This window comes from Candidatus Harpocratesius sp., from assembly GCF_054039255.1.
The window spans coordinates 24169-51161 of sequence record NZ_JBPLBG010000035.1 but is presented as its reverse complement, the minus strand read 5'-3'; the positions used below and the strand labels follow the sequence as shown (position 1 = coordinate 51161).

Annotated in this window: 23 protein-coding genes; 14 read left to right on the top strand and 9 right to left on the bottom strand. The window is 29.4% G+C overall.

What is annotated here, in order from left to right; all coding sequences use genetic code 11:
* Nucleotides 1-92: 92 nt before the first annotated feature.
* Nucleotides 93-869 carry an archaeal heat shock protein Hsp20 gene (gene hsp20 / locus ACXLDF_RS08995; RefSeq protein WP_457558182.1) on the top strand — a complete coding sequence of 259 codons (777 nt, stop codon included), beginning with the start codon at nucleotides 93-95 and terminating at the stop codon, nucleotides 867-869.
* An 87-nt stretch (nucleotides 870-956) separates the two neighbouring features.
* Here hsp20 and ACXLDF_RS08990 read toward each other — a convergent pair whose 3' ends face one another.
* Nucleotides 957-1847, bottom strand: coding sequence for a PadR family transcriptional regulator (locus ACXLDF_RS08990; RefSeq protein WP_457558181.1), 891 nt, complete (start codon nucleotides 1845-1847; stop codon nucleotides 957-959).
* Nucleotides 1848-2179: 332 nt separating this feature from the next.
* Between ACXLDF_RS08990 and pyrE the strand changes: the two genes are divergently transcribed.
* The 3 genes from pyrE (at nucleotide 2180) to ACXLDF_RS08975 (ending at nucleotide 4704) form a co-directional block, all read left to right on the top strand.
* Nucleotides 2180-2854: an orotate phosphoribosyltransferase gene (gene pyrE, locus ACXLDF_RS08985; RefSeq protein WP_457558180.1), complete on the top strand. Its 675-nt coding sequence runs from the start codon at nucleotides 2180-2182 to the stop codon at nucleotides 2852-2854.
* Between the two features lie 80 nt (nucleotides 2855-2934).
* On the top strand, nucleotides 2935-3717 hold the full coding sequence (locus ACXLDF_RS08980) for a signal peptidase I (RefSeq protein ID WP_457558179.1): 783 nt from the start codon (nucleotides 2935-2937) through the stop codon (nucleotides 3715-3717).
* Between the two features lie 51 nt (nucleotides 3718-3768).
* A complete protein-coding gene (locus ACXLDF_RS08975) occupies nucleotides 3769-4704 on the top strand; it encodes a DNA-methyltransferase (RefSeq protein WP_457558178.1) in 936 nt (311 codons plus the stop codon).
* 13 nt (nucleotides 4705-4717) lie between these two features.
* On the opposite strand, the gene ACXLDF_RS08970 is transcribed toward ACXLDF_RS08975, so the two are convergent.
* Nucleotides 4718-6007 carry a M28 family peptidase gene (locus ACXLDF_RS08970; RefSeq protein ID WP_457558177.1) on the bottom strand — a complete coding sequence of 430 codons (1290 nt, stop codon included), beginning with the start codon at nucleotides 6005-6007 and terminating at the stop codon, nucleotides 4718-4720.
* A gap of 780 nt (nucleotides 6008-6787) precedes the next feature.
* Here ACXLDF_RS08970 and ACXLDF_RS08965 point away from each other — a divergent pair.
* From ACXLDF_RS08965 to ACXLDF_RS08950, 4 genes are all read left to right on the top strand, one after another.
* Complete coding sequence (locus tag ACXLDF_RS08965; RefSeq protein WP_457558176.1) at nucleotides 6788-7546, top strand: SIR2 family NAD-dependent protein deacylase; 759 nt, start codon at nucleotides 6788-6790, stop codon at nucleotides 7544-7546.
* 138 nt (nucleotides 7547-7684) lie between these two features.
* Nucleotides 7685-8509, top strand: a complete 825-nt coding sequence (locus tag ACXLDF_RS08960; RefSeq protein WP_457558175.1) for a GNAT family N-acetyltransferase — start codon at nucleotides 7685-7687, stop codon at nucleotides 8507-8509.
* A 330-nt stretch (nucleotides 8510-8839) separates the two neighbouring features.
* A complete protein-coding gene (locus tag ACXLDF_RS08955) occupies nucleotides 8840-9655 on the top strand; it encodes an ABC transporter ATP-binding protein (protein ID WP_457558174.1) in 816 nt (271 codons plus the stop codon).
* Nucleotides 9656-9715: 60 nt separating this feature from the next.
* Nucleotides 9716-11431, top strand: a complete 1716-nt coding sequence (locus ACXLDF_RS08950; RefSeq protein WP_457558173.1) for a permease-like membrane multi-spanning protein — start codon at nucleotides 9716-9718, stop codon at nucleotides 11429-11431.
* A 542-nt stretch (nucleotides 11432-11973) separates the two neighbouring features.
* On the opposite strand, the gene ACXLDF_RS08945 is transcribed toward ACXLDF_RS08950, so the two are convergent.
* Complete coding sequence (locus ACXLDF_RS08945) at nucleotides 11974-13596, bottom strand: hydroxymethylglutaryl-CoA synthase family protein (protein ID WP_457558172.1); 1623 nt, start codon at nucleotides 13594-13596, stop codon at nucleotides 11974-11976.
* Nucleotides 13597-13782: 186 nt separating this feature from the next.
* Between ACXLDF_RS08945 and ACXLDF_RS08940 the strand changes: the two genes are divergently transcribed.
* Nucleotides 13783-14496: an alanyl-tRNA editing protein gene (locus ACXLDF_RS08940; RefSeq protein ID WP_457558171.1), complete on the top strand. Its 714-nt coding sequence runs from the start codon at nucleotides 13783-13785 to the stop codon at nucleotides 14494-14496.
* Between the two features lie 32 nt (nucleotides 14497-14528).
* Here ACXLDF_RS08940 and ACXLDF_RS08935 read toward each other — a convergent pair whose 3' ends face one another.
* Both ACXLDF_RS08935 and ACXLDF_RS08930 read right to left on the bottom strand, forming a co-directional pair.
* The gene (locus ACXLDF_RS08935) at nucleotides 14529-15164 is read right to left on the bottom strand and encodes a 2-oxoacid:acceptor oxidoreductase family protein (protein WP_457558170.1); all 636 of its coding nucleotides are present in this window, start codon (nucleotides 15162-15164) and stop codon (nucleotides 14529-14531) included.
* Entirely contained in the window at nucleotides 15154-17295 is a 2142-nt protein-coding gene (locus ACXLDF_RS08930; RefSeq protein WP_457558169.1) for a thiamine pyrophosphate-dependent enzyme, read from the bottom strand. The genes ACXLDF_RS08935 and ACXLDF_RS08930 overlap by 11 nt, the downstream gene beginning before the upstream one ends.
* A 120-nt stretch (nucleotides 17296-17415) precedes the next feature.
* Here ACXLDF_RS08930 and ACXLDF_RS08925 point away from each other — a divergent pair, with 120 nt between their 5' ends.
* From ACXLDF_RS08925 to ACXLDF_RS08915, 3 genes are read left to right on the top strand one after another with little or no spacing between them, the layout of a single operon-like run.
* On the top strand, nucleotides 17416-19845 hold the full coding sequence (locus tag ACXLDF_RS08925; RefSeq protein WP_457558168.1) for a DNA polymerase domain-containing protein: 2430 nt from the start codon (nucleotides 17416-17418) through the stop codon (nucleotides 19843-19845).
* A gap of 14 nt (nucleotides 19846-19859) precedes the next feature.
* Nucleotides 19860-21317 carry a glycerate kinase type-2 family protein gene (locus ACXLDF_RS08920; protein ID WP_457558167.1) on the top strand — a complete coding sequence of 486 codons (1458 nt, stop codon included), beginning with the start codon at nucleotides 19860-19862 and terminating at the stop codon, nucleotides 21315-21317.
* A gap of 53 nt (nucleotides 21318-21370) precedes the next feature.
* Entirely contained in the window at nucleotides 21371-21952 is a 582-nt protein-coding gene (locus ACXLDF_RS08915) for a hypothetical protein (protein WP_457558166.1), read from the top strand.
* Nucleotides 21953-22014: 62 nt separating this feature from the next.
* Here the strand turns inward: ACXLDF_RS08915 and ACXLDF_RS08910 are convergent, their stop codons facing one another.
* Together ACXLDF_RS08910 and ACXLDF_RS08905 are read right to left on the bottom strand one after the other, a co-directional pair.
* Nucleotides 22015-22230 (bottom strand): hypothetical protein, encoded by a 216-nt coding sequence (locus ACXLDF_RS08910; protein ID WP_457558165.1) that lies wholly within the window; start codon nucleotides 22228-22230, stop codon nucleotides 22015-22017.
* A gap of 54 nt (nucleotides 22231-22284) precedes the next feature.
* On the bottom strand, nucleotides 22285-23424 hold the full coding sequence (locus ACXLDF_RS08905; protein ID WP_457558164.1) for a hypothetical protein: 1140 nt from the start codon (nucleotides 23422-23424) through the stop codon (nucleotides 22285-22287).
* 229 nt (nucleotides 23425-23653) lie between these two features.
* Between ACXLDF_RS08905 and ACXLDF_RS08900 the strand changes: the two genes are divergently transcribed.
* Nucleotides 23654-23944, top strand: coding sequence for a hypothetical protein (locus ACXLDF_RS08900; protein ID WP_457558163.1), 291 nt, complete (start codon nucleotides 23654-23656; stop codon nucleotides 23942-23944).
* Between the two features lie 49 nt (nucleotides 23945-23993).
* Here the strand turns inward: ACXLDF_RS08900 and ACXLDF_RS08895 are convergent, their stop codons facing one another.
* The gene (locus tag ACXLDF_RS08895) at nucleotides 23994-24407 is read right to left on the bottom strand and encodes a hypothetical protein (RefSeq protein WP_457558162.1); all 414 of its coding nucleotides are present in this window, start codon (nucleotides 24405-24407) and stop codon (nucleotides 23994-23996) included.
* A gap of 463 nt (nucleotides 24408-24870) precedes the next feature.
* Here ACXLDF_RS08895 and ACXLDF_RS08890 point away from each other — a divergent pair, with 463 nt between their 5' ends.
* Nucleotides 24871-25407 carry a hypothetical protein gene (locus ACXLDF_RS08890; protein WP_457558161.1) on the top strand — a complete coding sequence of 179 codons (537 nt, stop codon included), beginning with the start codon at nucleotides 24871-24873 and terminating at the stop codon, nucleotides 25405-25407.
* A 54-nt stretch (nucleotides 25408-25461) separates the two neighbouring features.
* On the opposite strand, the gene ACXLDF_RS08885 is transcribed toward ACXLDF_RS08890, so the two are convergent.
* Nucleotides 25462-26964, bottom strand: a complete 1503-nt coding sequence (locus ACXLDF_RS08885; RefSeq protein ID WP_457558160.1) for a hypothetical protein — start codon at nucleotides 26962-26964, stop codon at nucleotides 25462-25464.
* Between the last annotated feature and the right edge of the window lie 29 nt (nucleotides 26965-26993).

Below are 26993 nucleotides of genomic sequence, written 5' to 3'. Positions count from 1 at the left end.
ATTGAAATATTTGAGAAAAATCATAAAGGAAATATAAGTGATGAAGTAATTAAGTTTTTTTAGGACGGCTCTAGTGATTATTATTGAGAATAATGAATTCCCGGAAACGTAAAACTAAAGATGATAAATCAAAGGATAAATCTGAAAATAATTCAAACGATGAGGAAGATGACAATGTTTATGAGAAAAATAATAAAGACGAATTTGATTATGAAGACGACCATGTAAATGAACAATTTGATCCATTCAATTTAAGTGATGATTTTTTTAAAATGCTGAATGATCAAATGAGAAATTCTTTCAAAGCATTTCCAGGAATTATTCCTCCTAATTTTGATGCTAAATCTATGCGTAAGATTTTTACTGAAATTTTTAAGAAAATGAATTTGGATCCACATCAAATAAATAACCTCTCTCCAGAAGAACTTCAAAAATTCATTCAAAAGAATAGATTTGGTTTTCAAGGACCTTTCGTTTTTGGAATGAATTTTGGAATTGGACCAGATGGAAAACCAATTATTAATTCATTTGGTAATGTAAAACCTAAACCGAGAGGAGAACCAGAAATCAAAGTAGAACGTGACCCATTAGTAGATATTTTTGAAGAAGATAATGATTTAGTAGTTGTAGCAGAAGTTCCTGGTGTTCAGAAAGAAAACATAGAACTAAAAGCATCTCCATTTGAATTAGAAATTGTAGCATCATCTTTAAATGCGGGGAAATCTGCCCGTAATTATCGTAAAGTAGTCCCACTTCCAACAGAAATAAATCCAGATATAGCAAAAGCAAGATATACGAATGGAATCTTAGAGGTTCGATTAGAAAAGCGCACTTCTCATCAATCTAAAAAACGAATTAAAATTGATTAAAAAAATAAAAAAAATCATAGAACAGAAAATTTGGAAATAATCTACTCAATTCTGTTCACAGAAATTTAAATTTCAAAGAATTTATAATTAATCATTTTTTGGGAACAAATCTTCGATTTTTTTTGGATCAAATATCTCCATTTTTTCAATTTGATCAATTAAAAGATCAATTTCGTTTTTTGTTTTTTTTATTCCTTGTAATCTTAGTTCCAACTTGTGTTCCACTTGAGTTAAGCGAGATCGATGACCTCTAAGAAAATCTATGACTTCTTCCTTATTCTGGAATAATTCAATTTTATTTAGAATGATTTCAATTAAGTCAGCTTGATCTATTGGTTTTCGAAAAAATAGAGAATTCTTTATATTTTCATCTATAAATGGCATATGCAAATGAGGTTGATGAGGTGGTTGGTGTTGAGGTGGTTGGTGATGATGTGGTGGATGATGATGTGGTGGATGATGATGTGGTTGGTGTTGAGGTGGTAGATGAGAATGCCGATGATGTGAGTGTGAAGGATGCAAATCTGGCGGATGTAAAGGGGGTTGATGTAGTGGTATTCCCATTCCGTAACGTTCAAATGGGGCTAAATCATCTAATATTTCACCTCTTTCTGCCCATTTCACCCTTATCTCTTCCAAATGCTGTGCACCATCTTCAGTTATCGTATAAAATTTATTTGTGCGGCCGTTTACAATTTCTTCACGAGTTCCCACATAATTCTTTTCTTCCAGCCATTTTAAAAGACGAATTAGGCTTCCTCTTGGTATTGCATATAATTCTTGCAGTTGATATCCTGTAATACCATCTGTTTCTTGTTGAATTTTAGTTAAGATTACTAAAAGCTGCATTTCACGAAATGAGTCCCGATGGAGTAGCTGACGGCGTCTAATCCCTATTGGTGAATTTATTTCATGATGTAGATGAGCATGTGGATCATCTGGTCTAAACCTTCTGCTATCTTGATGTTGTGGTTTCATAAGCATCAATATACTAAAAGAATTACTAGTATTTAAATGTGTCCAAATGGACATATATCAAAAACAGACATATTGATAATTAATACATTATCAATAACTATTTAAATAAGTTAAATAAATCTTCTCAAATTATCAAATATCTCAAATTTATTCGCACTTTCATTATGCTACTTTCAAAACTTCCAATATTTAATCCTTTCTACTTCTTTTTACTAGATGAAAAAAGTTTTAATGAATACTTATTTTAATGAATACTTATCACAGTATTTCAATATCATATTTCTTAAATACTCCAAAATTTCAAAAATTACCTCAAATTCTTTAGCATGATTATGGAGCAGTACAAAAAAGATTTTATTGAATTCATGGTAAAATCAAATGTGCTTTTATTTGGTGATTTTATAACTAAATCTGGAAGGAAAACCCCATATTTCATTAATACTGGCAATTATCGAACTGGTGAACAAATGGAAAAATTGGGTAAATACTATGCTAAAGCGATTAAAGAAAATTTTGGAACTTTATTTAATATTCTCTTTGGACCTGCATATAAGGGAATCCCACTTGTTGTTTCAGCATCTATTGCTTTGAACAACCAATATCACTATAACACTGAATTTTGTTTTAATCGAAAAGAAGCAAAAGACCATGGAGAAAAAGGTACACTAATTGGAGCTAAACTGAAAGATGGTGATAAAATCATTATTGTTGAAGATGTTACTACAGCTGGAACTTCAATTAGAGAAACTGTCCCAATTTTAAGATCTCAAGGTTCAGTTGAAATAGTTGGTTTAATAGTATCAGTAGATCGAATGGAGAAGGGAAAAACAAATCAAGGTGCCTTAAAAGAACTCGCAACAGAATTTAACATGAAGACATGTTCTATTGTAAATTTAAATGATATAATTGAGTATCTTTATAACCGAGAAATAGATGGAAAAATCTTGATTGATGATCAGCAGTTAGAAAAAATGAATCAATACAGGGTTCAATACTGTAGCACCTAATTTTATTTTGAACCATAAACTACTTTTATAATAAATTTATTTTTTTTATTTAAAATAAATACTCAAAATGGGAAATTACAATGAAAACACCAGAATTTTGGCAGAAAATGACGAAAAAGCAGAGGAAAGAGGCAATCAATACTATTATCATTGTTGTTATAGTTATTGGTGGTACATTCGGAGCCATGGGCTTAGTGAAATTAGCATTACATACAGATTATCCATTAGTGGTTGTAACTTCAGAATCAATGTTACCAGATATTGAAGTTGGAGATCTTTTAGTAGTGAAGGGCGTAGATCCTTCAGAGATAATTCCAGGAGATCATGAAAACCGCACAGGCAGTATTATTATATATGATACTCATGGAATTTGGGGAGAAGATGCAATATCAGAGCCAGTAGTACACAGGGTTGTTGGTAGATACTTTAACACAACAGAAAATCGCTATTATTTTATAACACAAGGAGATAATAATTTTGATACAGACCCTCCAGGAATGGCAAACGGCAAATCAGAAATTCCTGTGCCAGAAGATAATGTATTAGGTGTTGTAATTTACCAAATTCCTAAAGTTGGAAAAATTAAAATGTTTTTAGATAATTCAGGATTAACTTGGATTTTAATTGTAATTCTAAGTGTTCTATTAGTAATTAGTATTGTTCAAGATATTTTACATCCTGAAGAAGATAATGAAGATATAGAAAAACAAGGAAACGAAGAGAGAGAGACTAAAAAAGATAAAGTGACTAAAGAGAAAAATATTCTTGAACAAACAAAAGAAGATAATAAAACAATAAGTTCATCAAAAAAAGAGGATACAGAAGATAAACAACAATCTTTAGATTTTGATTTAGGAATTTAACAAAATCATTATTTTTCTTTTTTATTATTTAATTAACTATTGAGATCCCTTATGTCATCACCTAGAAAGCGCAAATACATTCCAAATTTAGCAGAATTTTACTTTAAACCTGATTCTGATTGGAGTATTGAAGAAGCACAACGTCTTTATAAGCAAGTTCTAAATCAGACTCCAAATCTAAATCAAAAACTAGATAAAATTTTATATGGAGATTGTTTAGACTTAATTCCAACTATTGAATCTTCATCTATTGACTTAGTAATTGCAGATCCTCCATTTGGACTTGAATTCTCAGGAAAAGAACCTCTCTATAATCGTAAAGCAGACTTAGTAATTCCAGATTATAAAGAGATTTCACCCTCAGATTATAATTCTTTTTCCTTCAATTGGATTAAATTGTTACCTAGAATTTTAAAACCAACTGGTTCGGTTTACATTTTTTCAGGATGGACCAATTTAAGGTCAATTTTAAATGCATTATCACAAACATCTCTAATATTACGAAATCATATCATTTGGGAATATAACTTTGCAGTTTTTACAAAAAAGAAATTTGCTACTGCTCATTATCATCTACTTTATTTAGTAAAAGATGAAAGAAAAGCATTCTTTAATAGAATTCAGCATTACGAAACAGATGTGTGGAAGATTCCCCGCCAATATGCACCTAATACTAAAAAAAATGGAACAAAATTACCATTAGAATTGGTGCGAAAATGCATTAATTACAGTTCAAAACCTGGAGATATAGTACTAGATCCATTTACAGGAAATGCAACAACTCAAATGGCTGCTAAAGGCGAATTTCGGCATTTTCTAGGCTTTGAAATTAATCACAATCTTAAAACACTAATCGAAGAGAATATAAAATCTGTTAGACCAGGTGAGTTCTATCAACCATACAAAGAACGAATTCCAGATATTGAAGAATTAAAGAAAAAGTATCCAAAAGCCTATAAAATATATTCAAAAAAAGATATAGCTTAATCGTTATTACTCTTTAACTAGGAATTTGAGTGATCTTGATACGTTTTGTGTGCAATCTAGAAAAAATATATATACCAATTGCAATGATCCCAACAGAAATTAAAACCAAACTTTGCCAATTCTCTTCGAAAAAACTAGGTGAAGAAAAATCCGCGGAAAATCCTTCCAAAGAAGGATGATAAGTAAAATAAATAAAATACATTAGAGTCTTACCAATAATTTTTAAGCTCTCTTTTGAAATATGTTCAAGATTATCACCTTGTGTATGATGAAAAGACCAAGATATTGATGGATCCCAAAATTTGATGATTAAATCTAATGTAGGAACACCCTCTCGTGAAAAGGGGACATGATCATCCAAAATTGAATATGATTCTGCTTCAAGTGGAAAAGTCTGCATATACCCAATATGATTTCCAACTTTAAAAAATCGCTCTTGCAAATCAGGGCTGGAATGAGTTTCATGTATAAATTCTAAATCTTCTCCACCGACCATATCTAAAAGAATAAAGCTTTTAATCGATTTCAAACTTTGATTGGCACTAAAATAATTATTTGGATGACTTTTCATATCATTTACTAAATATGTGCTTCCTTCACACCAACTAAAGTTAGGTAATCCATATTTCCCTAAACTTAAGCCTTGATCCTCTGCATCTAAAAACAAAAACCAAAATTCGTAATCCCATTTCACCTCAGATTGAGAAATAAGCTGGGCAATTTCCATTAAAACTGCAACTCCACTGGCGCCATCATTTGCACCTTCTATCGGAAAATCTTTCTGACTTTCATCAGGATCTTTCTCCGCCACGGCTCTTGAATCAAAATGGGCAGCAAAAACCAAGATTTTATCTTTCCCTTCATTATATTTTGCAATAATATTTTTACAACGCCATTCTTTTTGATTTCTAATAAGAGTAAATGGATATATACTTACATTAGTAAAATTTTTCATTGTTGAAGAAATCCATGATATACATAGATCACTGGCATTTGAACTTGGAATTCTATATCCAAAATCAAGTTGTTGTGCAATCATATCATATACATTCGATTCATTATAAGAATTAATTAACAAGAGGTCTTCTTCATTTAATGTAGAAAATGATGAAAATGATGATGCATGCTTTGGATTTTGTTGATTAAAAGGGTTATTTTGTTCTTCTATTGATGAATAAATATGAAATTTCCCTCTTTGGAACATAAAAGGATATACATTAAAAAGGAGAGTGCTAAAATTCCCAATAAGTATTCCTGTTAATAGCATAGCAACAATATATGATTTTATATTCTTAATCTCCATCAAACATCAATTATAAAAAAAATTTTTTAAGATAATAATTTTTAAAAATCTAGCTCTGAACTTAAAATTTACCTAACAACTTAGATTTAAGCCAAAATGAGAGAATGATAAAAAATAAATAAAAAAAGATAAAATAGGTCAGGATACAATAATCATGATAAATTTGCGGAGGATTATCGATTATTATGGCTAAGCTTTTCAAAGAGCTTTTTTCATCCCAACCTATATAATAATTGGTGTGAGACATATATAAACATTACTATCAAAACGGTTATTTCCATGCTTGGTTAGAAACATATATCGGTAAATACTCATATCAATATGGGTTATCCGATTAAATTTTCTGAACATCCAGAAAAGTGCCTAAATTTTAACAAAAATACAATAAAATTCATCATATTGTGATTAACGATCTTTGATTTCCTTTGATAAAATTTTCTTATTAATTGGTTGATTAATCAAAGGCGAAATCTAGTTATTGAGTTCTTCCAAAAATGAATGAGCTAAAAAGAATTTCTTCGGAAACAAGTCAATTTTTTTTTTTATGTTTTTTAAAATATGTGAATTAAATAATTTAGTTTTAAAAATTTATAAAATATTCTGGAAGATAGGATGAGATATTAGTCTTAATAATCTAAATCATCTTAAATTTTTTAGATTTCCAAAAATCAACCATTATTTAAAATCTCTTCATTTATACTTTCTTCATAAATTCATTCTTTTAAAAAATGAAGATAAAAGAATTTTTTAAGATTTATTGTAACTTACTAAATTAGACGAATGGGAGAATATTTTGATCCACAAATATCTATTGCAATTGACCTCTTGCGATATAGCAATAAAATTGTAGCTTTTACTGGAGCTGGAATTTCAACAGCATCTGGTATTGATGATTTCAGATCACCTGGAGGACTTTGGACGCAATTTAATCCTCTGAAATATGCAAATTATTCCATTTTCCTAAAAACACCTAAATACTATTGGCAATTAGAGAAAGCATTAATTCCCAAATTTGAAAATGCAAAACCGAATAAAGCACATAAAGCTTTAGTTTCATTAGAAAAGAAAGGAAAATTAAAAGCAATTATAACTCAAAATATTGATAATTTCCATCAAGATGCAGGTTCAAAGGTTCCTATAGTTGAAATTCATGGAAACATGAATCACGCATATTGCATGGATTGTTATATTCCAATTAAGCGAAGTTACATTTTAAAATGGTTGAAGCGAAAATCTGGGATCCCTGTATGTCCGAAATGTGGAGGACGAATAAAAACTAATATAGTGTTGTTTAATGAACCAATTGCTGAAGATTTATTAGAAGAAGCAACTAAATATGCAGAAGATTGTGAAATCATGCTTGTACTTGGTTCATCTCTAACAGTTTTTCCAGCCAATCAAATTCCTTTACTTGCTCGAAAAGCAGGAGCAAAACTTATTTTTATAAATAAGGATCCTACTTTTATGGATAAATATGCCACTTTACGAATGTTGGGAAATTTAGAGACATATCTACCAATGATCATTAATTCTATTTAAAGAGATGGGAAAAAAAGCCAAAAATTGAAAGATACAAACTAAAATAAATGGAAGAATATCAAAATTGTAATATACAATTGAGTCGATTAAAATGATAAAAAAACTTGAAAATTAATGCCAGATAAGGGGGAGAAATCAATGAAAAAGAGTGAAAAAAAAAAAAGTAAATCTATAGAAAAACGAAATCCAGTTGGAAAAATTGAAACTCATTATGCAGATTATAATTTTGATTATATAACTCCTGAAAAATATCCTATTACTGATAATAATGAAAAAAAAAAGGTAAAAAAGAAACAAAAAAATCAAAATAAAAAGAATAAAGAGAGCTCATTATCAATTAACGAGAATCCATTTAGAGGAAAACTTCTTCACATTTTTACGCCAGCCTATACAACCGAATTAATCAAATATCAAGCACATCCAGGAGAAGAGAAAAAAGAAACAGGATATATACCTCAAGATTATACATATATTCAAATGAAATTAGATATGAATGAAATTACTGAAGAATTTTCTAAAGAACTAGAGCATTATAGAATTTCTGGAATTAAAATACGAAAAGCAATATTAGATGATCTTTCGATTTTTGTAAAATTATATAATCGTGCTTTCATGCGTGGTTCAGATCCATGGAGCCCTGCAACCGAACAACAGTTTAAAGAAATTTTAGAGCATAAAACAACTGTTGTTCTCTTGGCTTCTATCCAAGATGAAGATGTAGGATTTATAATAATCGATTTGGAAGAAAATGAAGAAGTTGGTATAATATGCGGGTTAGGAACAGATCCTAGATGGCAACGCCGCGGAATTGCAAGATTCTTAGGAATTTCAGCATGGGATTACTTCAAACAACGAAATGTAAAAGAACTTCGCTGTGAAGTATATGAAAAGAATCTTCCATCATATAAATTAATAAAAAGTCTGCATTTTGAAGAATGTGGAAAGAAAATATATCAATTTTAATAAAATCAATAAATTTTTTTTTTCCTTATGGCACCACATGTTTTCTTATGAAACACCAGCAAAAGTTTAATGAATCGCTCTAAATATTATTTTCACAAAGTAATTATAAAATTTCCAAATAAAGATGTAAATTTTCCTCATCTGGATAAAAATTTTTCTTTGAAGCAATTTCAATGTAATTACTAAAAATATTAAATTCATTAATAATGTCTAAATCATAAAAAACATACTCTAAATCTTTAAAAATGGTCTATAGATCATTAAAAACTATTTCCAGCTTATGAAAATTGGTTACAATCAATTTTTTAATTGAAAAATAGGTAGAAAAAAATGGTAGAAAACACAGAATTTATGGTTGAAGTAAAAAACTTAGTTAAACATTTTGATGAAGTGAAAGCAGTTGATGGAATTTCCTTTAATATTAAGAAAGGTGAAATATTTGGACTTTTAGGTCCTAATGGCGCAGGGAAAACAACCACTGTAAAACTTTTACTCGGATTGTTAGAAGCAAATCAAGGAAATATTAGCATACTGGGGTTTGATCCTGAAAGAGATGAAGTAGCATTAAAATCACGGATTGGATATGTTTCAGAGGAACCACTTATATATAAATCGCTAACTCCCCGAGAGTTATTCAATTTTATTGCATCAATCAGGAATTTAAACGGTGATGATGTTTCAGCAAAGCTGGCACAATATCTAGAAAGTCTGGGAGCAATTGAATATTATGAAAGGTTGATTTCAACTCTTTCTCGTGGAAATAAGCAAAAGATTCAAATAATTGCAGCAATACTTCACGATCCTGATTTACTTATTATGGATGAACCTCTTGCAGGTTTAGATGCAAAATCAGTTAAAGTTGTTAAGGAAATCTTAGAATTACACACAGAACGTGGTGGATCAGTCTTGTTTTCAACACATATAATGGAAATTGCTGAAGATATCTGCGACCGAATAGGAATTATTAATCGTGGAAAAATGGTTGCAATGGGAACTTTTGAAGAACTTAGACATATGGCTAAAGATATTGATTCAACTATGGATTTAGAAGATATTTTCTTAAAATTAACAGAACAAGACGAATCTATAAAAGACATCATTAAAAAATTACGTGTTACCATGAAATCTACAAATGGAAATAACTAATTGGAGAATTTTGGTGTAGATTAGTTTAATTAGATTGATAAAATATTAGGTGAATAATAAATGAATACAAAACAATTGTACAAAATTTCAAAATACTCCTATGATGAAGCTTTTTTAGAATCTACTTTAAATATGGCAGGAGCGAATCAGCAACAGATTTTAGAAAGACTAAAAAAAAATTCAAAATATCTCAGAAATCAACGCTTAACCTCCAAGATAGTAATGGCTATTTATTTGGCACTTTTTATCTTTGTACCAATTCAATCATTAGGAATGATAAAGTCTGCGCTTTCACAAAATACACCTATTCCACAAATTTTGCTTGCTGGTAGTGGTATGATTGGTGTATTTTTATTTTTGCAGGTTTTTTATCTTTTAATGTTTGGATTATTTTCTTCTACTGGACTATTCACGCCGGAAAGCTATCGATGGTTATCCACCTTACCAATTGAAAGAAAAAAAATGCCTATAATTGGATTATTCACATTATTTCGAGGAATGAATATTCAAATTGTCATTATGACATTGGTTTTTCCAATTTCTATTCTAATAATAACTATGAATCCTTTATTGACAACTATTGCATTAATTGAATCATTCTTGGTAACAATTTTCTCTGTTGCTCTCTTAGTTATTTTTGGAGCAAAATTTACAAGACTTATTAATAGCAATGTCGGAAATAACAAAGGTGCTACTTTAATTCGAATTGGAGTAATTTTTGGCTATATACTTGGCACAATAATGGCCTCTGTAGGGATCCAGATGGTAAATCCAATTATGATTAAATTTTTAGCTACTATGCCTCTTCCAATAGATCAACTTTTGATACTTAATAAATGGTTATCCTTAATACCTTTCCCGTTGAACGCGGGATATTTAATTACAATGGGTGTAATTGGCTTTTCTACATTTAGCACAGAAGTTTTACTTTTTGCTTTCGGAGGAATTTTAATCTTTCTTGTTGTTGATTACAGACTAGCAAAACATGCTTTAAATATTTTTTATCAATCTATAAAATTAGAGCAAGGAGTTAAAAATACAGGGAAAATCTCTACTATAGATGATATCAAAGTTAAATCTACTAATCAAATGAAAGCATTTTTCTTGAAGGACGCACAAAATATTACACGAGACATTCAATCCCTAATGTTTGTACTTATGCCGATAATTTTACCATTAATTGCTTTTATGGCTTCTGGAACTTCGTTTGAAAATAATGGAGGCGAGTCTGGAACTGATGTATTATATGTATTGACTATATTTTACATGTTTATGGGTGCATTTATGCTGATAATTGGTGTGATTGATATAGAAAAGTCAGGCTCAACAGTGTTAGCATCTCTTCCCATTAAAATTCGTGAACAAGCAAAAGCAAAAATACTATGGGCATTGATTATTATTCCTATTGCAAACCTTCTTCCAACTATATTTTTTATTGGAAAACCAATTTATGGCGAAATTATTTCAGAATTTATCATAATAATTCCAATGGGTATAGTATTTGCAGTATTTATTATGGAACTTAAAGTATTTTTCTTTGGAAAGATGAAATTTAAATTCGTTTTAGATGAAGTCCATATTGAACGTAAAGTCGGAAAAATTATAATAATAATAATAATTGGTTTGATAGTTGCAATATCTTACATGATATTAGTTGGATATTTACTCACAAAGACATCTCTAGGTTATGCAGCAATAATTTTAGTTGCAATAGAAATTGTACTTGGTATTGGAGTATATCTTATTTTTAATAAAATGTTCCCAAAAAAAAAGTAAATATGATTCTAAATAAATTCATCTAGGTAGAGATGACCACATGACCACAGACTGAGAATAACTTGGTCTTTTTTTTCTCTTTATTATTACAAATTGAATTTTAAAACTTAAAAACTCTTTTTTAAGTAAAAATAAAAGATGAATTAAAAAATAACAACTTATTAAGGTTCATTCCTTATTTCAGAGCAGGGATTCTTCAATTCTATGTAAATATTGAATTTAGTATAGAAACGGGCTAATTTGAAAAAGTGAGGTGTTCAACGCTAATATTTGAGAGATTATTATGGTTTTTGAGATTGATATAATAAAGGAAATTCCAGAATTTTTTAGTGAAAATAATTTGTTATTTGAAATCATTAATTTTTTATAATAATTAGGGTTTTTAAAAATCCATTTAAATTTTATAAAAAAAAATAATTATTTCTTCCTTATTCTTTGAAAATTAGCATGATATCCTATAAATCAACCATCTATTTGAAAAATTACTATTTATTTTCTTTTTCTTGTTTTTACTTTTTACAAATTAATTTTTTCTTTTCTATTTACCAATCAACAGGCATATATGTTGGAATCCAATTAAGAAGTCCTTTAACAGAAGAATTCCCAGGTGGAGCATCAACTCTTCGCATATTATATTCCAATTTTGTCCCTTTTGGAGGATTTCCTAAGATTCTTACTTTCCCATGATTTACAAAAGTATAATTCTGAGATGTAGATTCATCTATTGGGTCTGAAACCAATTTTGCATAAAGTGGATAAAAAACACTGTGATAACCTGAGTGACCTTGAGGGCATTCATTTAATCCAGGAATATTTGGAATAAGACAGCCTTCATCACAAAAATGCAGTATAATTCCACGATTGTCATTAGGTGAAAATTTCTCGATCTTTCCTATTGAAAAATGTGGTTTTATTAATCCTAAATGTATACGTTCATATTCTTTTATCGAGTATTTTCTTTTATGTTGTAGAAAATGTTCCATTTGGGGTTCATTTTTAACAACTTGTTCAATTTCAGGTTGAACTTTCATTAGTCCACTAATACAAGTTGCTCCTGAACCATATGAACCAAAATATAAAATATCATCCGGTCGAGCAGATTTCTCAAAAATATAAAGAATTTGAGCCCAAACTGAAGCAGAATATATATTTCCAAAATGCATGGGAACTTCTAACTGTGGAAAGAAATAATGTTTTAGATTACTTGCAGTTTTCAATAGTTTTGAAATTGCTTGACGTGAAAATCCATGATGAAGCAAAATATTCGTTATTATGGATGGAAAATGTTTCACACTATATCTTATTGAAGGCAAATGTGAAGAAAGTCGTGATCGTGGAGGTTTATACTCCCAATTTAATGCATGTTCAATAAAATGCTCTGAACGCTCAGTGATTAGTTTTTGTAGAAATTTAACAGGTAATTTAGAGAAGGGCGCATGAAAAACATAATAATCAGCAGAAAATTTCCCAAGATTTCTTGATAAATCGTCAAAAGCTCGTAGCTGAAAATTTAAGTATGAATTTACAGAATACTTCCCAAATACTTGAGCATCCTTCTCTCCTGCAGGTCGAAAGAAATCATTTACATTTCCTGAAACTTTACCGAATTTATGACTAAAAGTAGCAATTCTAGGATTCTTTGTAATTATTAAAGCAACAGAACCTGCTCCTTGTGTTGGTTCTCCTGGAGAATGCAATGGATAAGAACTAATATCTGCACCAATCACAAGAGCTTTGTGAATAATTCCATTTTCGATTAAGCCAATAGCATTTAGAACAGCTAAAGTGGCTCCTGCACATGCATTATAAATATCTTGAGTTAAGCAATTAGCAGAAACGCCAAGTATTTCTGCTAAGATATTTGAAACTGATTTAACTGCATATGTAATTGTTTCTGTTCCAACAAAAACCGCATCGATTTCTCTTGCTTCCACATTTCCTCTAATTAATGCATTTTGAGCAGCCTTCACACTCATAGTTACAATATCTTCACCTGCATCAGGAACACGCATTTCTCGAACCATTAGTCCTTCTTCAAATTTTTTGGGATTAACTTGGCGTGATTTTGCCAAATCTTCTAGTGATACATAATAAGGAGGTGTGTAAAAACCAACTGAGTCGATTCCAACTTTAGAAAATAAGTCCGCCTGCGAAGATGAAGGCATGATTATTTATATAAAAGATGAAATATAAAAAAAGATTTACTAATATTTAAAAAAAGGAACGTAATAAAAATCGTTGAATATTAATATCTTATCAAATAATTGTAAATAATATTGACTTTTCAAAATATTTCAATTCCAAATGAAGACAAAATTAAAAAAGTTCGTAATCTATCTGAAAAATGAACGATGATGTCAAAAATATTATATACAGATGATATGTATTTAAAAGAATTTTCAGCAAATGTAGAAGAGATTCAAGATGAAACGCTTGTATTTTTGGACCAAACAGCCTTTTATCCTAAATCTGGTGGAGTTGATTGTGATAAAGGTGTATTAATACGAAAATCAGATAAAAAAGAATTTACTGTAGTTTTTACTGGAAAATCCAAGGGAAGAATTTACCACCAGATAGCTGAACCAGGCCTCAAAGAAGGTGATGAAATTATTGGAAAAATAGATTGGAAACGGCGACATGAATTAATGCGTTATCATACTGCAGCGCATGTTTTAAGTGGAATTTTTTTTAATGAAGGAAATGTAAAAGTAACAGGAAATGATTTAGAAATCGGAAAGGGCCGAATAGATTTTAATTTTCCAAATTTTAACAGAGAAATAGTGGAAAATTTTGTTGAAAAAGCAAATAAAGTAATCAAACAAAATTTTCCAGTAAAAATTACATATATTTCTCGAAAAGAATTAGATAATGATCCTTCACTGACAAAACTGGCAATGGGACTGCCAAAATCAATCACCAAAGTTAGAATTGTTGATATTAGAATAGATAAACAGCCTGATGGAGGTTGTCACGTTAAGAATTTGGGAGAAATTGGTGAAATTCAAATTACAAGCATTAAAAATAAAGGAAAAAATAACAGGAGATTATATTTTACCTTGGTATAATTAAATAATTTAATCATTTAGAAAAAATTGAATTAATTAAAGAAATTATTAAAAGCCTCTTTCAGAATATGTGCTGGAAATAAAGAAAGATTAAGATCTAACAATTGTGAAAGCATATAAGAATTCAAATGTCCATTTGAAGTATTTTTTATTTTTGTTTTTAGCATTTCAGAATAATTTTGAGTAATAATTCTTAAATTAGGTAAAGTATCCCTAATTTGCTGTAGATATGATTTCATTTCCTGAGATATTAGTCTTTTTTGCTTTACTGCACTTTTTGGAAAAATTTGGTGCAAATTTAAAAGAACAATACCTTGTGGATGGCAATAATTGGCATTTCTTAGAAATTCAAAAAATTCTAAGGCAATCATTAAATGAATTTGACCTTTGGGAGGATTTCCTGAAAAGTGTATTGATTTAATATTTAGATTTCCATCATTATTATTTTCAGAATTACTTTTGGGAGAATTATTTGAAATTAGATAGCGAATAGAAGCAAAAACAGAACCCTCACGTTGTGAAACACCTCTACTTTCAATTGCAGCAAATTTAAGGATTTTTGGCTGAAAAAACGCATATTCTTGAAAAAATTTTCCCAATGTAATTACACCTTGACCTCCTACTCCAACAATCAAGATATTGTAAAGTCTTATTAATTTATTCATCATTATTCATCTCTTTTATAATTTGTGTAATTTGGATGGCAGAATTTGGACAAATTTCTATACAACTAGCACATTCATCAACTAAGCAACGATTAATATCAATATAATAGCGCTCATTCTGCTCTTGGATAGCAGTACAACCTAAAACACGAAAACATTCATCACATTTAGTGCAATCTTCTGAGATAGAAAGATATGTCAATTTCTGTTTTGAGAAAAGAGAGTTAATTTTATTTTTTCGTCGAGTCATTTGTAAAGCGCATTCTGCTTGTACTAAGGCAATTTTCACACCAGGTTTACTAAATAATTTAAAAAATTGATTTTGCATCAATTTAATCGAATATCCATCCATTTTTTGAATAAAAACATTCCCTAAAGATCGGACAATTTCTTCAATTGAAAAAACGATTTCTGCTGAAATTTTTGAGTTATGTTTATATTGGAGTGGTGTTGAAGGAGATTGTTGATGCCCAGTCATGGCACAGTAGTAATTATCTAATATGATAACTAGTACATCAACATTATTCTTTATTAGATTTATAATTCCATGAATTCCAGAATGGAAAAACGTACTATCTCCAACCATAGCAATGACATGTTGTTTGTCTGGATCTACAATGTGTGAAACTCCATTAGCGATTCCAACTCCTGCACCCATACAGATAAGCCAATCCATAGTTTCATATGGTTTTGACATACTCATAGTATAACATCCAATATCTCCACCAAATATGGGTTCTTTTCCTGTTTTTTTATAATAAAGATTAACTGCTTTTCGAAGTGAGTAAAAAACATTGCGATGGGAACAACCAGGGCAAAAAGTTGGTTCTCTTACTGGAATTTGAGAAGCAATATGATTAAGTGATGAAGAAGGTTCAATTAAATGATCTTTAAATTCTTGGAAAAAAAAGGTTTCATCTTGAATTACTAAGGGATTAGCTAAAATATTATGAATAATATCTGGTGTTAATACACCGACTCTGGGAAAGGATTTCTTTCCAATTATAGGAATAAATACAGGAATTTGATAAAGAATTTCTTGAATTTCCTTTTCTAAAAATGGTTCTAAATCTTCTACAATAACCAATAATTCTGGTTCAAATTGTTCGATGAAATTTAGTATAGCTTCAATTGGAAAAGGATAGGTGAGTTTAAGGCGAAGTCGAGGAAAATCAACAGAAATACGCAATGAGAGTTCTTCAATCAATGACCAACCTAATCCTGACCCGATAAATCCAACCAATATTGGTTCACGTTCGAAAGAAACTTGATCTTCAACCTTATTTAAAATATCTATTGATTTTGAAACTTGTAAAGGTTGGTTTATATTTATCCGATTTTTCGTAAGTATGCCTGTATTCTTTCCTTTAATTTCCCATCGTAAATCATGGGGTTTTAGTTCATAATACCCATGAGCTAATTTGAATATTTTAGAATACAACATTGATTGATTGTTCTTTGCCCAATGTATTGCATTTAAAAGTTTTCCTGAATTTTTCTGAAATTTTCGCTTTAACTTAGAAATAAGTTCAATTCTTACTTCAAAAATATTCACTACTCCTGATGCATGTGCAATCTGACTGGGAAAATAGATCATTACTGGCAAATCAATCATTTCAGATAGATTAAAAGCATCTTTCACAATATCTTTACATTCTTGGATGGAACTAGGCTCTAAAATAGGAAGTTGACTATGATATGAAAAAAGTCTAGTATCTACAGCATTAGTAGATGAATTAATGTCAGGATCTCCACCACAAAGAATAACTAAGCCTGCTTTACGCTTTCCATCAATTCCTGAATACATAACAGCATGAAGTGCATCTGAGATTAAATTCATTCCAAGATGTTTAAATGAAACAGCAGCGCGTACTCCTGACCACGCAGCCCCAACTGCAGCTTCAAAAGCAATAGTCTCATTAACAGCTAAATCATAAAAAATTTCAGGATTTTCATCAGCATACCATTCCCATAAATCACCAATTTCTGAAGCTGGTGTACCAGGATATGTAGCAAGAAATTGCACATTTGATTCAAATAATCCTCGAACAAATGCTTCATTTCCTGTTAATATCCGAGATCCATTCAGGTTTGGCATAAATAATTCTTTTGGATGTGATATGTGATACTTCATTTTACACCTCAAACCTTACACTTCATAAGTATCATTATAATATGAAATCTCCTCTATTCTACTAAATTAGCTGCCAGTTAAAATTTTTCCACAAGAGTTTCCAACTCCCATTGAGGAAGAATGCGAAAAAGAAACGTGCTTGATCCTTGTTGGATATTAGATGCAAATCCACATCCTCAAGGCATTGAATTATGGCTTAAAGATCAAAAAGGAAATTGCCAAAATGCTATCTTCCCTTTCAATCCCTCATTTTATGCAGTATTTAGCCCGACAAAATACCATATTCAAGATTTCTCTTCGATACATGAAAAGTATAAATATTATGCACTAAAATTTTCTGAATATGAAGAGATAAAGGATGTTTCTGTTGTTGAGCGCCGAATTCATGCTCATGATGATTCAACTTCTCTTTGTTTGAAAATAACCCCAATCTCTCCTACCAGATTCAAACGCTTAATTAAGTTTTTTCGTTCGTTTGATTTTTTTGATCTTTATAACACCGATATTCCTGTGGTTCAAATATTCTTTTATGAAAAAAAATTTTTTCCTTTTGCCCGTTGTCGAGCAGTATTTAGCGATAATCTACAAAGTAAAAAACTCAAAAATCTTGTTTTACTTGATTCAAATGAATCTGTCGACTATGAACATCCACCTTTACGTATTTTATGGTTTGAAATAAAATCAAAATTGGAAAATCTTGCTAGAAAGAAGCAAGATCAAATTTATGAATGTCGTCTTACTCTAGATCCAGATAGTAAAAAAATCAACTTCTATCAATTTTTTCCAGACGATATGATATGGAAAGATAACTATGGAAATCTTCAACTCCGTATCAGAGAAGCAAAAGAATATGAAACACTTCTTGAACTTGAACGTGCAATTAAACTATTAGATCCAGATATCATTTTTACAATAAAAGGTGATGAACTAATTTTTCCATACCTTATTGCACGACTAAAAGCACTTCATTTAGATAGAGGGTATTCACTTTCCCGAAAGAAAATTCCAATCTCCCGCGCTTTACTCTCTTTCAATGGTTCAAATTCCTATATGTCATACGGTCAAATTTTCCACCGATCAAAAACTCAATTTTATCTTCATGGTAGATTGCATATTGACTCTGCAATAATGGGCGGTTTAAATTTTTCTGATGGAAATCTTTATGGAATTGTTGAAGTCGCTCGGATTTCATACGTAACATTACAACGTTTGACCCGAATTACAATAGGTGGTGCGTTACAATCCATGCAGTTTTTTCATGCATATCAACAAGATATTTTAATTCCAGAAGAAAAGAAAAATGTAGAACACTTTCGACAAGCATCAACCTTATTGTTCTCTGATCGTGGTGGCCATATATTAAATCCAAAGGTCGGAATGTTTGAAAATGTCGCAGAATTGGATTTCACATCAATGTACCCTGCACTCATGGTCAAATACAATGTGTCTCCAGAAAAAATTAATTGCAAATGCTGCGATCCCATTAAAAACAAAGTCCCTGGATTACCTTATCATATCTGTCAAAAAAGCAAAGGAATAGTTCCGCTTTCTCTTGAACTGCCTTTAAAAAAACGCATCATTTATAAAAATAGAATTAAACATAGTTCTCCCGATTTAGCTAAACGTTATTCCCAAATGCAAAGCGCTTTAAAATGGATACTAGTCGTGTGTTTCGGTTATCTTGGATTTAGGAATGCCCGGTTTGGCCGTATTGAAGCACATCAAGCAGTATGCGCATATTCCCGCGAATTTCTTCTTCAAGCCATGGAAATTGTCGAGAAACATGGAATTATTTTCCTGCATGGAATTGTTGATTCGTTGTATGTTCAAGCACCTAAAAATATGCCTATTTCTGAATTTCATCAACGATGTATTTCAATAGTAAATGAAATCAAAAAAAAGACAAAAATTCCTATTGAATATACTCCTGCTTCTGATTATTTCAAATTTATCACCTTTCTTCCAACAAAAGAGCAACCGAAGATAGGTGCACTTAACCGTTACTGGGGTATAAAACATGATGGAAAAATCAAAGTTCGCGGAATCGAACTTCGGCGACACGATTCGCCTCCATTTATAAAATTGTTTCAACAAAACGTGATTACCGCAATTGCTAACTCAACATATAGAGATAATTCGAAAAAACTCCTTGAACGGACAATATTACCTATTCTGTTTCATTTCTTTGAACGTTTAGATTCCCGCGAAGTTTTGATAGATGACCTCGCAATTACAATACGACTTACTCGAAATGTAGATGAATACAAAGTTAATAATTATCAAGTTATTGCTGCACGTCATTTAGCAGCTCACGGAAAAAAAATGGGTCCTGGACAGAAAATTTCGTTTATAATTACTGATGATCAATCACAGAATCCTCTAGATAAAGCATTACCTATTCAATTTTATCTACAGCGTGACAAAACATATGACGTATTAAAATACAGAGAACTCTTAGTACGCGCAATGAATAATCTTCTTCCAGAACCATTAAGTAAAAGTGAACAAATTTTCTTATCAAAATATAGAAGATTTCAAAGAGAAAAATGAATTGATAATAAAATATGAAAAAGCTTTCACCAATAATTTGGAATAATGTTATGAAAATTGCGCAAAAACCAAATATTCCATTAAAACTTCGAAAAATGCGAGAAAATGCTCTAAAAGCATTAATGATTGGTATAGAAAGTGTTCTTCCTCACAATTTAATGCAAAGTGCAATTAAAATTGAAGATTCCAATTTATTAATTCAAGATAAATCTTTTGATCTTCAGAAATACTCCAAAATTCTAATTATTGGTGGCGGAAAAGCAACAGGTTTTATGACAGAAAGCTTAATTGATCTTCTTCCAAAAAAAATAGAATTCTCAGGAATAATTAATATCCCCTATGGTCAAGATTTCCCTAAACATATGAAATCATCCAAGAACAAATCAGAAATCATAGTAAATTTTGCACAACATCCAATACCAGATTCTTCGGGAGTTAAAGGTGTATATAAAATGATTAAGCAAATTGAAAAAAAAACACCAGAGACTTTGATTATTGCTTTAATAAGTGGAGGAGGAAGTGCTTTACTTACTGCACCTGCTGGAAATATTACATTAAAAGAATTGCAGATAATTAATCAAATTTTACTTGAATCTGGAGCATCTATTAATGAGATTAATTGTATTCGAAAACATCTTTCAATATTAAAAGGTGGACAACTTGCAAAAAAGTGTTATCCAAATCCATTAATTTCGCTAATTATTTCTGATGTTGTTGGAGATGAACTTGATGTAATTGCTTCAGGTCCCACTGTTCCTGATAGTTCGACATATAAAGATGCAATAGAAATTGCTCAACAATATCATTTCTGGGAAAAACTTCCTAATTCGGTTAGAAATCATCTTAAATTAGGATTAAATAAAGAAATTGATGAAAACCCAAAAAAAAACTCATCTATTTTTACAAATACATATAATTTTTTAATTGGTAGTGCCATTAATTCAGCAAATGCAGTTCAAGATTTTCTAATTCAAAAAAATTATTCAGTTAGCTTTTTCAATTCAGCATTACAAGGTGAAGCAAAAGAATTTGGAAAAAATTTAGTAAATAAGAATTTATCATCACTCTCTAAAAAATTTCCATATGCATTAATAGGAACGGGAGAATTAACAGTTACCCTCAAAGGAGACGGAAAGGGTGGTAGAAACCAAGAAATGTTGCTTTCATTTCTGCTGAATTTATTACGAAACAAAACAAAAACATCTTCATCTATTTGGAATACATATGATTTTGTAATAGTTGCTTGTGCTTTTGATGGTCTAGAAGGTAATAGTCCTGCAACTGGTGCAATTATTGATTCAAGTACTTTAGAAAGAATGAAAAAATCCTATTCTGATTTAAATAAATATCTACTCCAAAATTTAGAAAAAAACAATTCTTTTGAAGTTTTTAAAAAACTAGGTGATGCTTTGATAATAGGTCAAACTGGAACGAATGTAAATGACATGATTTTAATTCTTCTAAATTTATAGGTAATGCGAGAATATTTTAATATTGCATCTTTTATTCAATCAATTGAATAACCATGAGTATTTATGTGCAAATAGCTGGTGCTTTAGGATTTTTATTTCGTTTTTGGTTATGTGAATTTAAGTTAGACAAAGATTTGAATCAAAAAAGGGGTCATACAAGCCGATTCATTAATTATTACTTTTTAATCGCTATGATCACAGGATTTGATAATAATCTTTTTACATTAATCACAGTAGTGTCAGCACCAGCAATGGTAATGGCTTTTTTATTTTTTGATTTACCTTTCTATTTTCAAGATTGTCGTTATTCAATGACTAATAAAGGATGGTTAATTTTGGAGAGATTGACAGTACACCCACCAGTTTTTCTCTACACCGTTTATTTTTATGCAACTCAAAGTCGACTATTTTATTTTCAACTCTTTACTTTTCATAATTTAATTTTAGCGATTGTTTTAGTTCTTATCCCATTATTTGCATTTGATCCACGAGTGACTAAAAAAGAAGATTGGCCTCGTGGTTTATTCATGGTTATTGGAGCAATTATTGATATCATCGGCAATATTTGGTTTTATTCAAATTTGGCATTAGAAAGTCATTATCCAAGGTTTTTTGATCAGATAAATATAATCTAAATATGGGAATTTTTAAAAAATTTAATAAAAATAATAATAAACAATCTTTAAAAATTACCATATTATTCAAATATAGTAATTAATACAAGAAGAACTCCAATAAGAATTCCAATACCACCAATCCAAAAAGAAATTGTAATGAAAAGTTGTCCAATGCTTGGAATTGGGTCATATAAAGCAAGATATTGGGCTCTACCCCAAAATGTAATTAATAACCAAGTAATAGATGTAATAAAAATATACACCAAATGCTCAATTTCAAGTTGGATATCCACCATTATAATCAACTAGTTCTATATATACGCACTAGGAATAATAAAGCTTTAGAATGCTTATAAAGGAATATAATTTATTGGTGGAAGTCCACAAAGGGCAAGAATAATAAATGTTATTGTAATTATTATTGGCAATAAAAGATTATCTGAAAGTTGAACAGGTTTTGGAGTAAATAGATCGATAATCACGAAACATAATGCCCCAACCAAAGTATATATTGGCCCAACAAACCAGATCATGCTGATTATAGCAAAGAAAAATCCTGCTAAAGTGCCTTCCAAAGATTTAGAATTCCATTTATATTTTATTTTTCCAAATTTCAATCCAAAAATACTCGCTGCGGGATCTGCAAAACTCCCCAGACATAATGCGGCCAAAAATAGCATGGGAGGCAACATAATAGAAGAAAATAGGTAAGCTACAGCAAAATGGGTGTACGATGCCAGTGTATCTAATTCTTTATATCGCATTATTTTTTGAGATTCCTTATGCATAATAAACTGAAGATTTTGGGATAATCGGGTAAGATCATTAAAAAGGAGAACAATCATTGCACCATACATAAAAAGAAATGTAATAGTTTGACCCAAAGGTAATGATTGTCGAATAAAAATAATTTTGATAAAAAGAAATGGATCTTGAAATCCCCAAAATGAATTAAGAAGATCTTGATGTAAATCTGAATCTGGAACTTTATTTGCATTTGATTGCAAAATAAGATATGAAAAGAGAAGAAAACCAAAGATTAAACAGAAAACAAAAATATGATAGAATTTTCGTTTAAGATCAATTTTTAATTCTTGGGTATTTTCAGTTTGAGCAATTTCATTAACTAAGCCATATCGCCTAACTTTTTTCTTACCTCGAAGTTTTTGAAAGATACTGTTAATAAGAATAAGTAAACTGAATATTGCCGGTATTAAAGCAAGAATCTTTCCTGGAAGATCTCCTTCAGTGCCATCAAACTCAAATCCAACTTTAATATTAATAAGAATAAATATGAATAAAAGAACAAGAATCATTCCGATTAGATTAAGAGGTTCTTGACGAGTCTCTAATTTTTTCAGAGAATCAATATCTCCTTGTCTTAAACTATTTTGATATTTAAAAATATTTAATGAAATCTTTAATATTGAGAAAATTAGCATTCCAAATATTATATAAACAAATAATCTTGCAATAATTCCTGTAATCATAAATATTATCTCTTTTTTAAAACTCGTTAATTTCCTCTATTTTTAAAAGAATCACTCTAGGAAACATTATTTATTTAATATAATGAAGATTTTCCATAAAAAAAGATTTTTGTAATGCGAAAATAATAGCAAGTAAATAATTTATAGAAGGATTCTTATTAAAAAATATAACAGATATACAGAGAAAACATCTAAATAATTTGATAAATAATTTCATGTGAAAAAAATAATGGAGAGAGAAAAAGAAAGAAAAAATTTATTTGATAAATTAAATCAGGCAGTATTGGATATGACAGAACAAGTTTTCGGTCAAAAAGGACGAGAATTTGTAGAAAATACTCAATATCAGATAAAAGAATTTAATATTAGTGCAATTCGCGCTTGGGTAAATTTTACTGACAAATTTCTTGAAGATTCCAAACTTATTGATAATGAAATTGTAAAAAAAACTAGTTCAACAGTCAAAGATTTGCTGAAGCAACTAAAGATTTTAGAAGAAGATTCAGAAGAAGATTTTTAAAACTTTCTTCTGATTTTCATCCTTTTATTCTTTTTTTAATTTATTTTCTCTAAACATCTTTTAATCCGTTAAATTTATTGTCAATAACTCGATCTATTATATTTGCAACAATTTTCGTCTCTGGAGTTTGATTTTTAAATTTAATTTTTGCTTCCATGAAAATCATAGTGGTTAGTGATCGAAGTATTTTTACATTAATTGTTCCTGTATAGAAAAACACAAAAAAAATCTGTCGATTTGTAGAAAATAAATCACGTGAGATAACTAAAATGCGTGAAATCTCATTTCCTTCACCAAATTTAATTGTGGCAATATCTTGTTTGAAAAGTGTTTTTCCTATTGTTCCAATAGCACTAAGTAAACCAGATAATAATGCATCGTCGATTTGGATAAATTCATCAAAATTTCGTGAATAAAAAGGCAATCCCCCATTATCACAAATTAACATAGATTTCAAACCCATAAATACCCTCTTCTATAAAAACTAATTTTATTATTAATAGCCACTTTTTAACTTTTAACCTACTTATTAGTGTGATCTAACCTTATTTGAATTTTATTCTATTAGCATAATGAAATGATAGAAATTTTATATTAATCTACAATTTCAGTAATAGATTAAACAATAAATTTAATAATTATTAAAAAAAAATGGGAAATTAAACTATTTTTTTCTAATTCATGAAAATAGGGATTAATTAAGTTAGAAAACAGAAATTTTTGAATCTATTTATGAAATTAATATCAGTATATAATTCAAAAATTTCTGCTAATTTTTCATTTATGAATTTTCTTTTTTTCTGTAAGAATAAGAACAAAACATTTTTTAACCGAAGAATAAAAAGTAAATTTGCTGAAGTTAAAAGGATCGAATTTGATTCTTTTGACCAACATTTTTCAAAAATTAAAACACAGAGTGATAAATAATGATGAAAATAACTAAATGGTTTTCCAAAGAAGAATGTTTGGAAGCAATGAAACAATTTCCTAGCAGATTCGAATCAAAAGATCTTGATGGTTTAAAAGATGCAGTATTTTATTTCCAAGCCACTTTTGGGACGATTTATTCATCCAAAGAAATGGACGAAGATGATGATAAATATGAATTATGGGAAAACCTTGCCGACAATTTAGAAGAATACGAATCTATTGCTTATTTCATTGAAATTCGTGCTGAAGGTGGGCCAAAAATAATCTTCTATTTAAGCGAAGATGAACAAAAGATAGGATTGTGGGAAGGAGAATGGGATAAAGAAGCAGCTAAAGAAGCGATTGAAGCAAAAAACTATGTTTGGATGGATTGGGTTCCAAGCTGTCAGCTTCAAATAATGATGGGAAATCCAAATACTGATGCTCAATTCTTTAGTGGAGAGTTAAAAGTAGACGGTTCAATAAAACTTGCTTCGATGCCCAGACAACTTGGGTATGATTTCTTTGAATTCTTAGATATAGAAATTGATTAAAATATCAAATTGGATAATATCTTTTTTAATATCTTTTTTAATATCATTTTTCTTTCAATCAATATTTTTTAATTGTATTCTTTTCTGTTTTTTAATTTTTCGATAGAAATCAGGATTGATCCAATATTTTCTGTTTAAATCTACACTCTGAAATTTTGATTTCTCTGGATTATAATAAAATTTAAAATTCTTTAGAATCCCAAAATCAATAAATTTCAAAGGAGAAATCATTTTTAAAGTTCCTTTATTGAGAACTGTTGAATCTTCATAAAAAATATCACAGTATTTACTTCCTACACGTGCACCAACATAAGCAAAAATTTTACCTAATGAATAACCTCGAAATTGTTCACCAATAATTATGCCATTAAATATTTGTCGGGAATGATATTCAGGGTCCTTTTTTAAAAAGGCATTTGAATAACCTAAACATATCTGATCTTCGTTGTCAATTTTTAGGAATAGAAGAACAGCATAATTTCCAAAAATTTTTTCCAAAAAAGAAATTTCGAATAAATCAGGATTGATTTCACCATTTTTTTTAATAATTTTTGTGAATAATGATCCTTGTGTTGGAATCGATTCTATAATATTTATTATCAAATCTAGCTGAAAATCTTTTAATAATTGCCGATTCGATGGATTATTAATAGGAATTTTTAGAATTTGAAAAGTTAATCCAATTTCTTTCATTATTGAAATAATCATTTGAAAAAAATTTGGATCAGAAAAATTCTTTTTAAAGCAAAATTTGATTTTTTCTAATTTTTTCTGTATAATCATTGCTTTTTTTTTATGGAACTTTTTTCTTCTTAATATTATATTCCATTTATTTGCCATAATAGGTGAATCTAAATCAATTCCATTTTTAAAGTGACAATAGAGAGCATTTGCCTTTTCCCATAGAAATACTATATCAGATGGCACATTTAATGGATTAAATTTAGGATTACTCCAAATAAAGCCATAAGTGCACCTATAATAAATACGATTACTATCTTTTTGAATAAATTTTTCATTATATGGATATAAATACACGGATAAATTAGTTGATAAAGGGTTTTTATTTTTCTGATAAAAATCTTGTAATAATGAAGATTCAGGGAACTCCCAAAAAATGTATGAAATATTTGATCTATAGGAAAGAATTATTTTAGAAAAAAAAGAAGAGAAAAATGATTTTTGAAAATTTTTGATTAAGATTGGTAATTCTTTAGGATCAATCATCCAAATACAGTTTATCCATTCTGTTTGAGTTTCGCCAAATTTTCTAGGAATATGTCTAAATATTAAAAGCCCAACAAATCTTAATTCATTCGGTAAAATTTTATACTGAATGGCTACTCTAATAGAAGAGATTTCAATATATCTTTTATTTGAATTTGTTCTTTTCATATTTTCTAAAAAACTAAGTGTTTTTTCTCTATTAACAAACGAGATATTTTCTAAAATTTTCTTTTCTAAAAGATGTAGGTTTTCTGAATTTCCAAGAAAAATTTCTTTAAATTCATAATTTACACTATGATACGTTTCTAAAGATTGAATTTCGATTTTCATATTAATTTTTTATATATGAAGTTTTAAAT

Bases quoted from the DNA above. Each gene is read 5' to 3' on its own strand.
- hsp20 (WP_457558182.1), top strand. From the start codon at position 93: ATGAATTCCCGGAAACGTAAAACTAAAGATGATAAATCAAAGGATAAA.
- ACXLDF_RS08990 (WP_457558181.1), bottom strand. From the start codon at position 1,847: ATGAAACCACAACATCAAGATAGCAGAAGGTTTAGACCAGATGATCCA.
- pyrE (WP_457558180.1), top strand. From the start codon at position 2,180: ATGGAGCAGTACAAAAAAGATTTTATTGAATTCATGGTAAAATCAAAT.
- ACXLDF_RS08980 (WP_457558179.1), top strand. From the start codon at position 2,935: ATGAAAACACCAGAATTTTGGCAGAAAATGACGAAAAAGCAGAGGAAA.
- ACXLDF_RS08975 (WP_457558178.1), top strand. From the start codon at position 3,769: ATGTCATCACCTAGAAAGCGCAAATACATTCCAAATTTAGCAGAATTT.
- ACXLDF_RS08970 (WP_457558177.1), bottom strand. From the start codon at position 6,007: ATGGAGATTAAGAATATAAAATCATATATTGTTGCTATGCTATTAACA.
- ACXLDF_RS08965 (WP_457558176.1), top strand. From the start codon at position 6,788: ATGGGAGAATATTTTGATCCACAAATATCTATTGCAATTGACCTCTTG.
- ACXLDF_RS08960 (WP_457558175.1), top strand. From the start codon at position 7,685: ATGAAAAAGAGTGAAAAAAAAAAAAGTAAATCTATAGAAAAACGAAAT.
- ACXLDF_RS08955 (WP_457558174.1), top strand. From the start codon at position 8,840: ATGGTAGAAAACACAGAATTTATGGTTGAAGTAAAAAACTTAGTTAAA.
- ACXLDF_RS08950 (WP_457558173.1), top strand. From the start codon at position 9,716: ATGAATACAAAACAATTGTACAAAATTTCAAAATACTCCTATGATGAA.
- ACXLDF_RS08945 (WP_457558172.1), bottom strand. From the start codon at position 13,596: ATGCCTTCATCTTCGCAGGCGGACTTATTTTCTAAAGTTGGAATCGAC.
- ACXLDF_RS08940 (WP_457558171.1), top strand. From the start codon at position 13,783: ATGATGTCAAAAATATTATATACAGATGATATGTATTTAAAAGAATTT.
- ACXLDF_RS08935 (WP_457558170.1), bottom strand. From the start codon at position 15,164: ATGATGAATAAATTAATAAGACTTTACAATATCTTGATTGTTGGAGTA.
- ACXLDF_RS08930 (WP_457558169.1), bottom strand. From the start codon at position 17,295: ATGAAGTATCACATATCACATCCAAAAGAATTATTTATGCCAAACCTG.
- ACXLDF_RS08925 (WP_457558168.1), top strand. From the start codon at position 17,416: ATGCGAAAAAGAAACGTGCTTGATCCTTGTTGGATATTAGATGCAAAT.
- ACXLDF_RS08920 (WP_457558167.1), top strand. From the start codon at position 19,860: ATGAAAAAGCTTTCACCAATAATTTGGAATAATGTTATGAAAATTGCG.
- ACXLDF_RS08915 (WP_457558166.1), top strand. From the start codon at position 21,371: ATGAGTATTTATGTGCAAATAGCTGGTGCTTTAGGATTTTTATTTCGT.
- ACXLDF_RS08910 (WP_457558165.1), bottom strand. From the start codon at position 22,230: ATGGTGGATATCCAACTTGAAATTGAGCATTTGGTGTATATTTTTATT.
- ACXLDF_RS08905 (WP_457558164.1), bottom strand. From the start codon at position 23,424: ATGATTACAGGAATTATTGCAAGATTATTTGTTTATATAATATTTGGA.
- ACXLDF_RS08900 (WP_457558163.1), top strand. From the start codon at position 23,654: ATGGAGAGAGAAAAAGAAAGAAAAAATTTATTTGATAAATTAAATCAG.
- ACXLDF_RS08895 (WP_457558162.1), bottom strand. From the start codon at position 24,407: ATGGGTTTGAAATCTATGTTAATTTGTGATAATGGGGGATTGCCTTTT.
- ACXLDF_RS08890 (WP_457558161.1), top strand. From the start codon at position 24,871: ATGATGAAAATAACTAAATGGTTTTCCAAAGAAGAATGTTTGGAAGCA.
- ACXLDF_RS08885 (WP_457558160.1), bottom strand. From the start codon at position 26,964: ATGAAAATCGAAATTCAATCTTTAGAAACGTATCATAGTGTAAATTAT.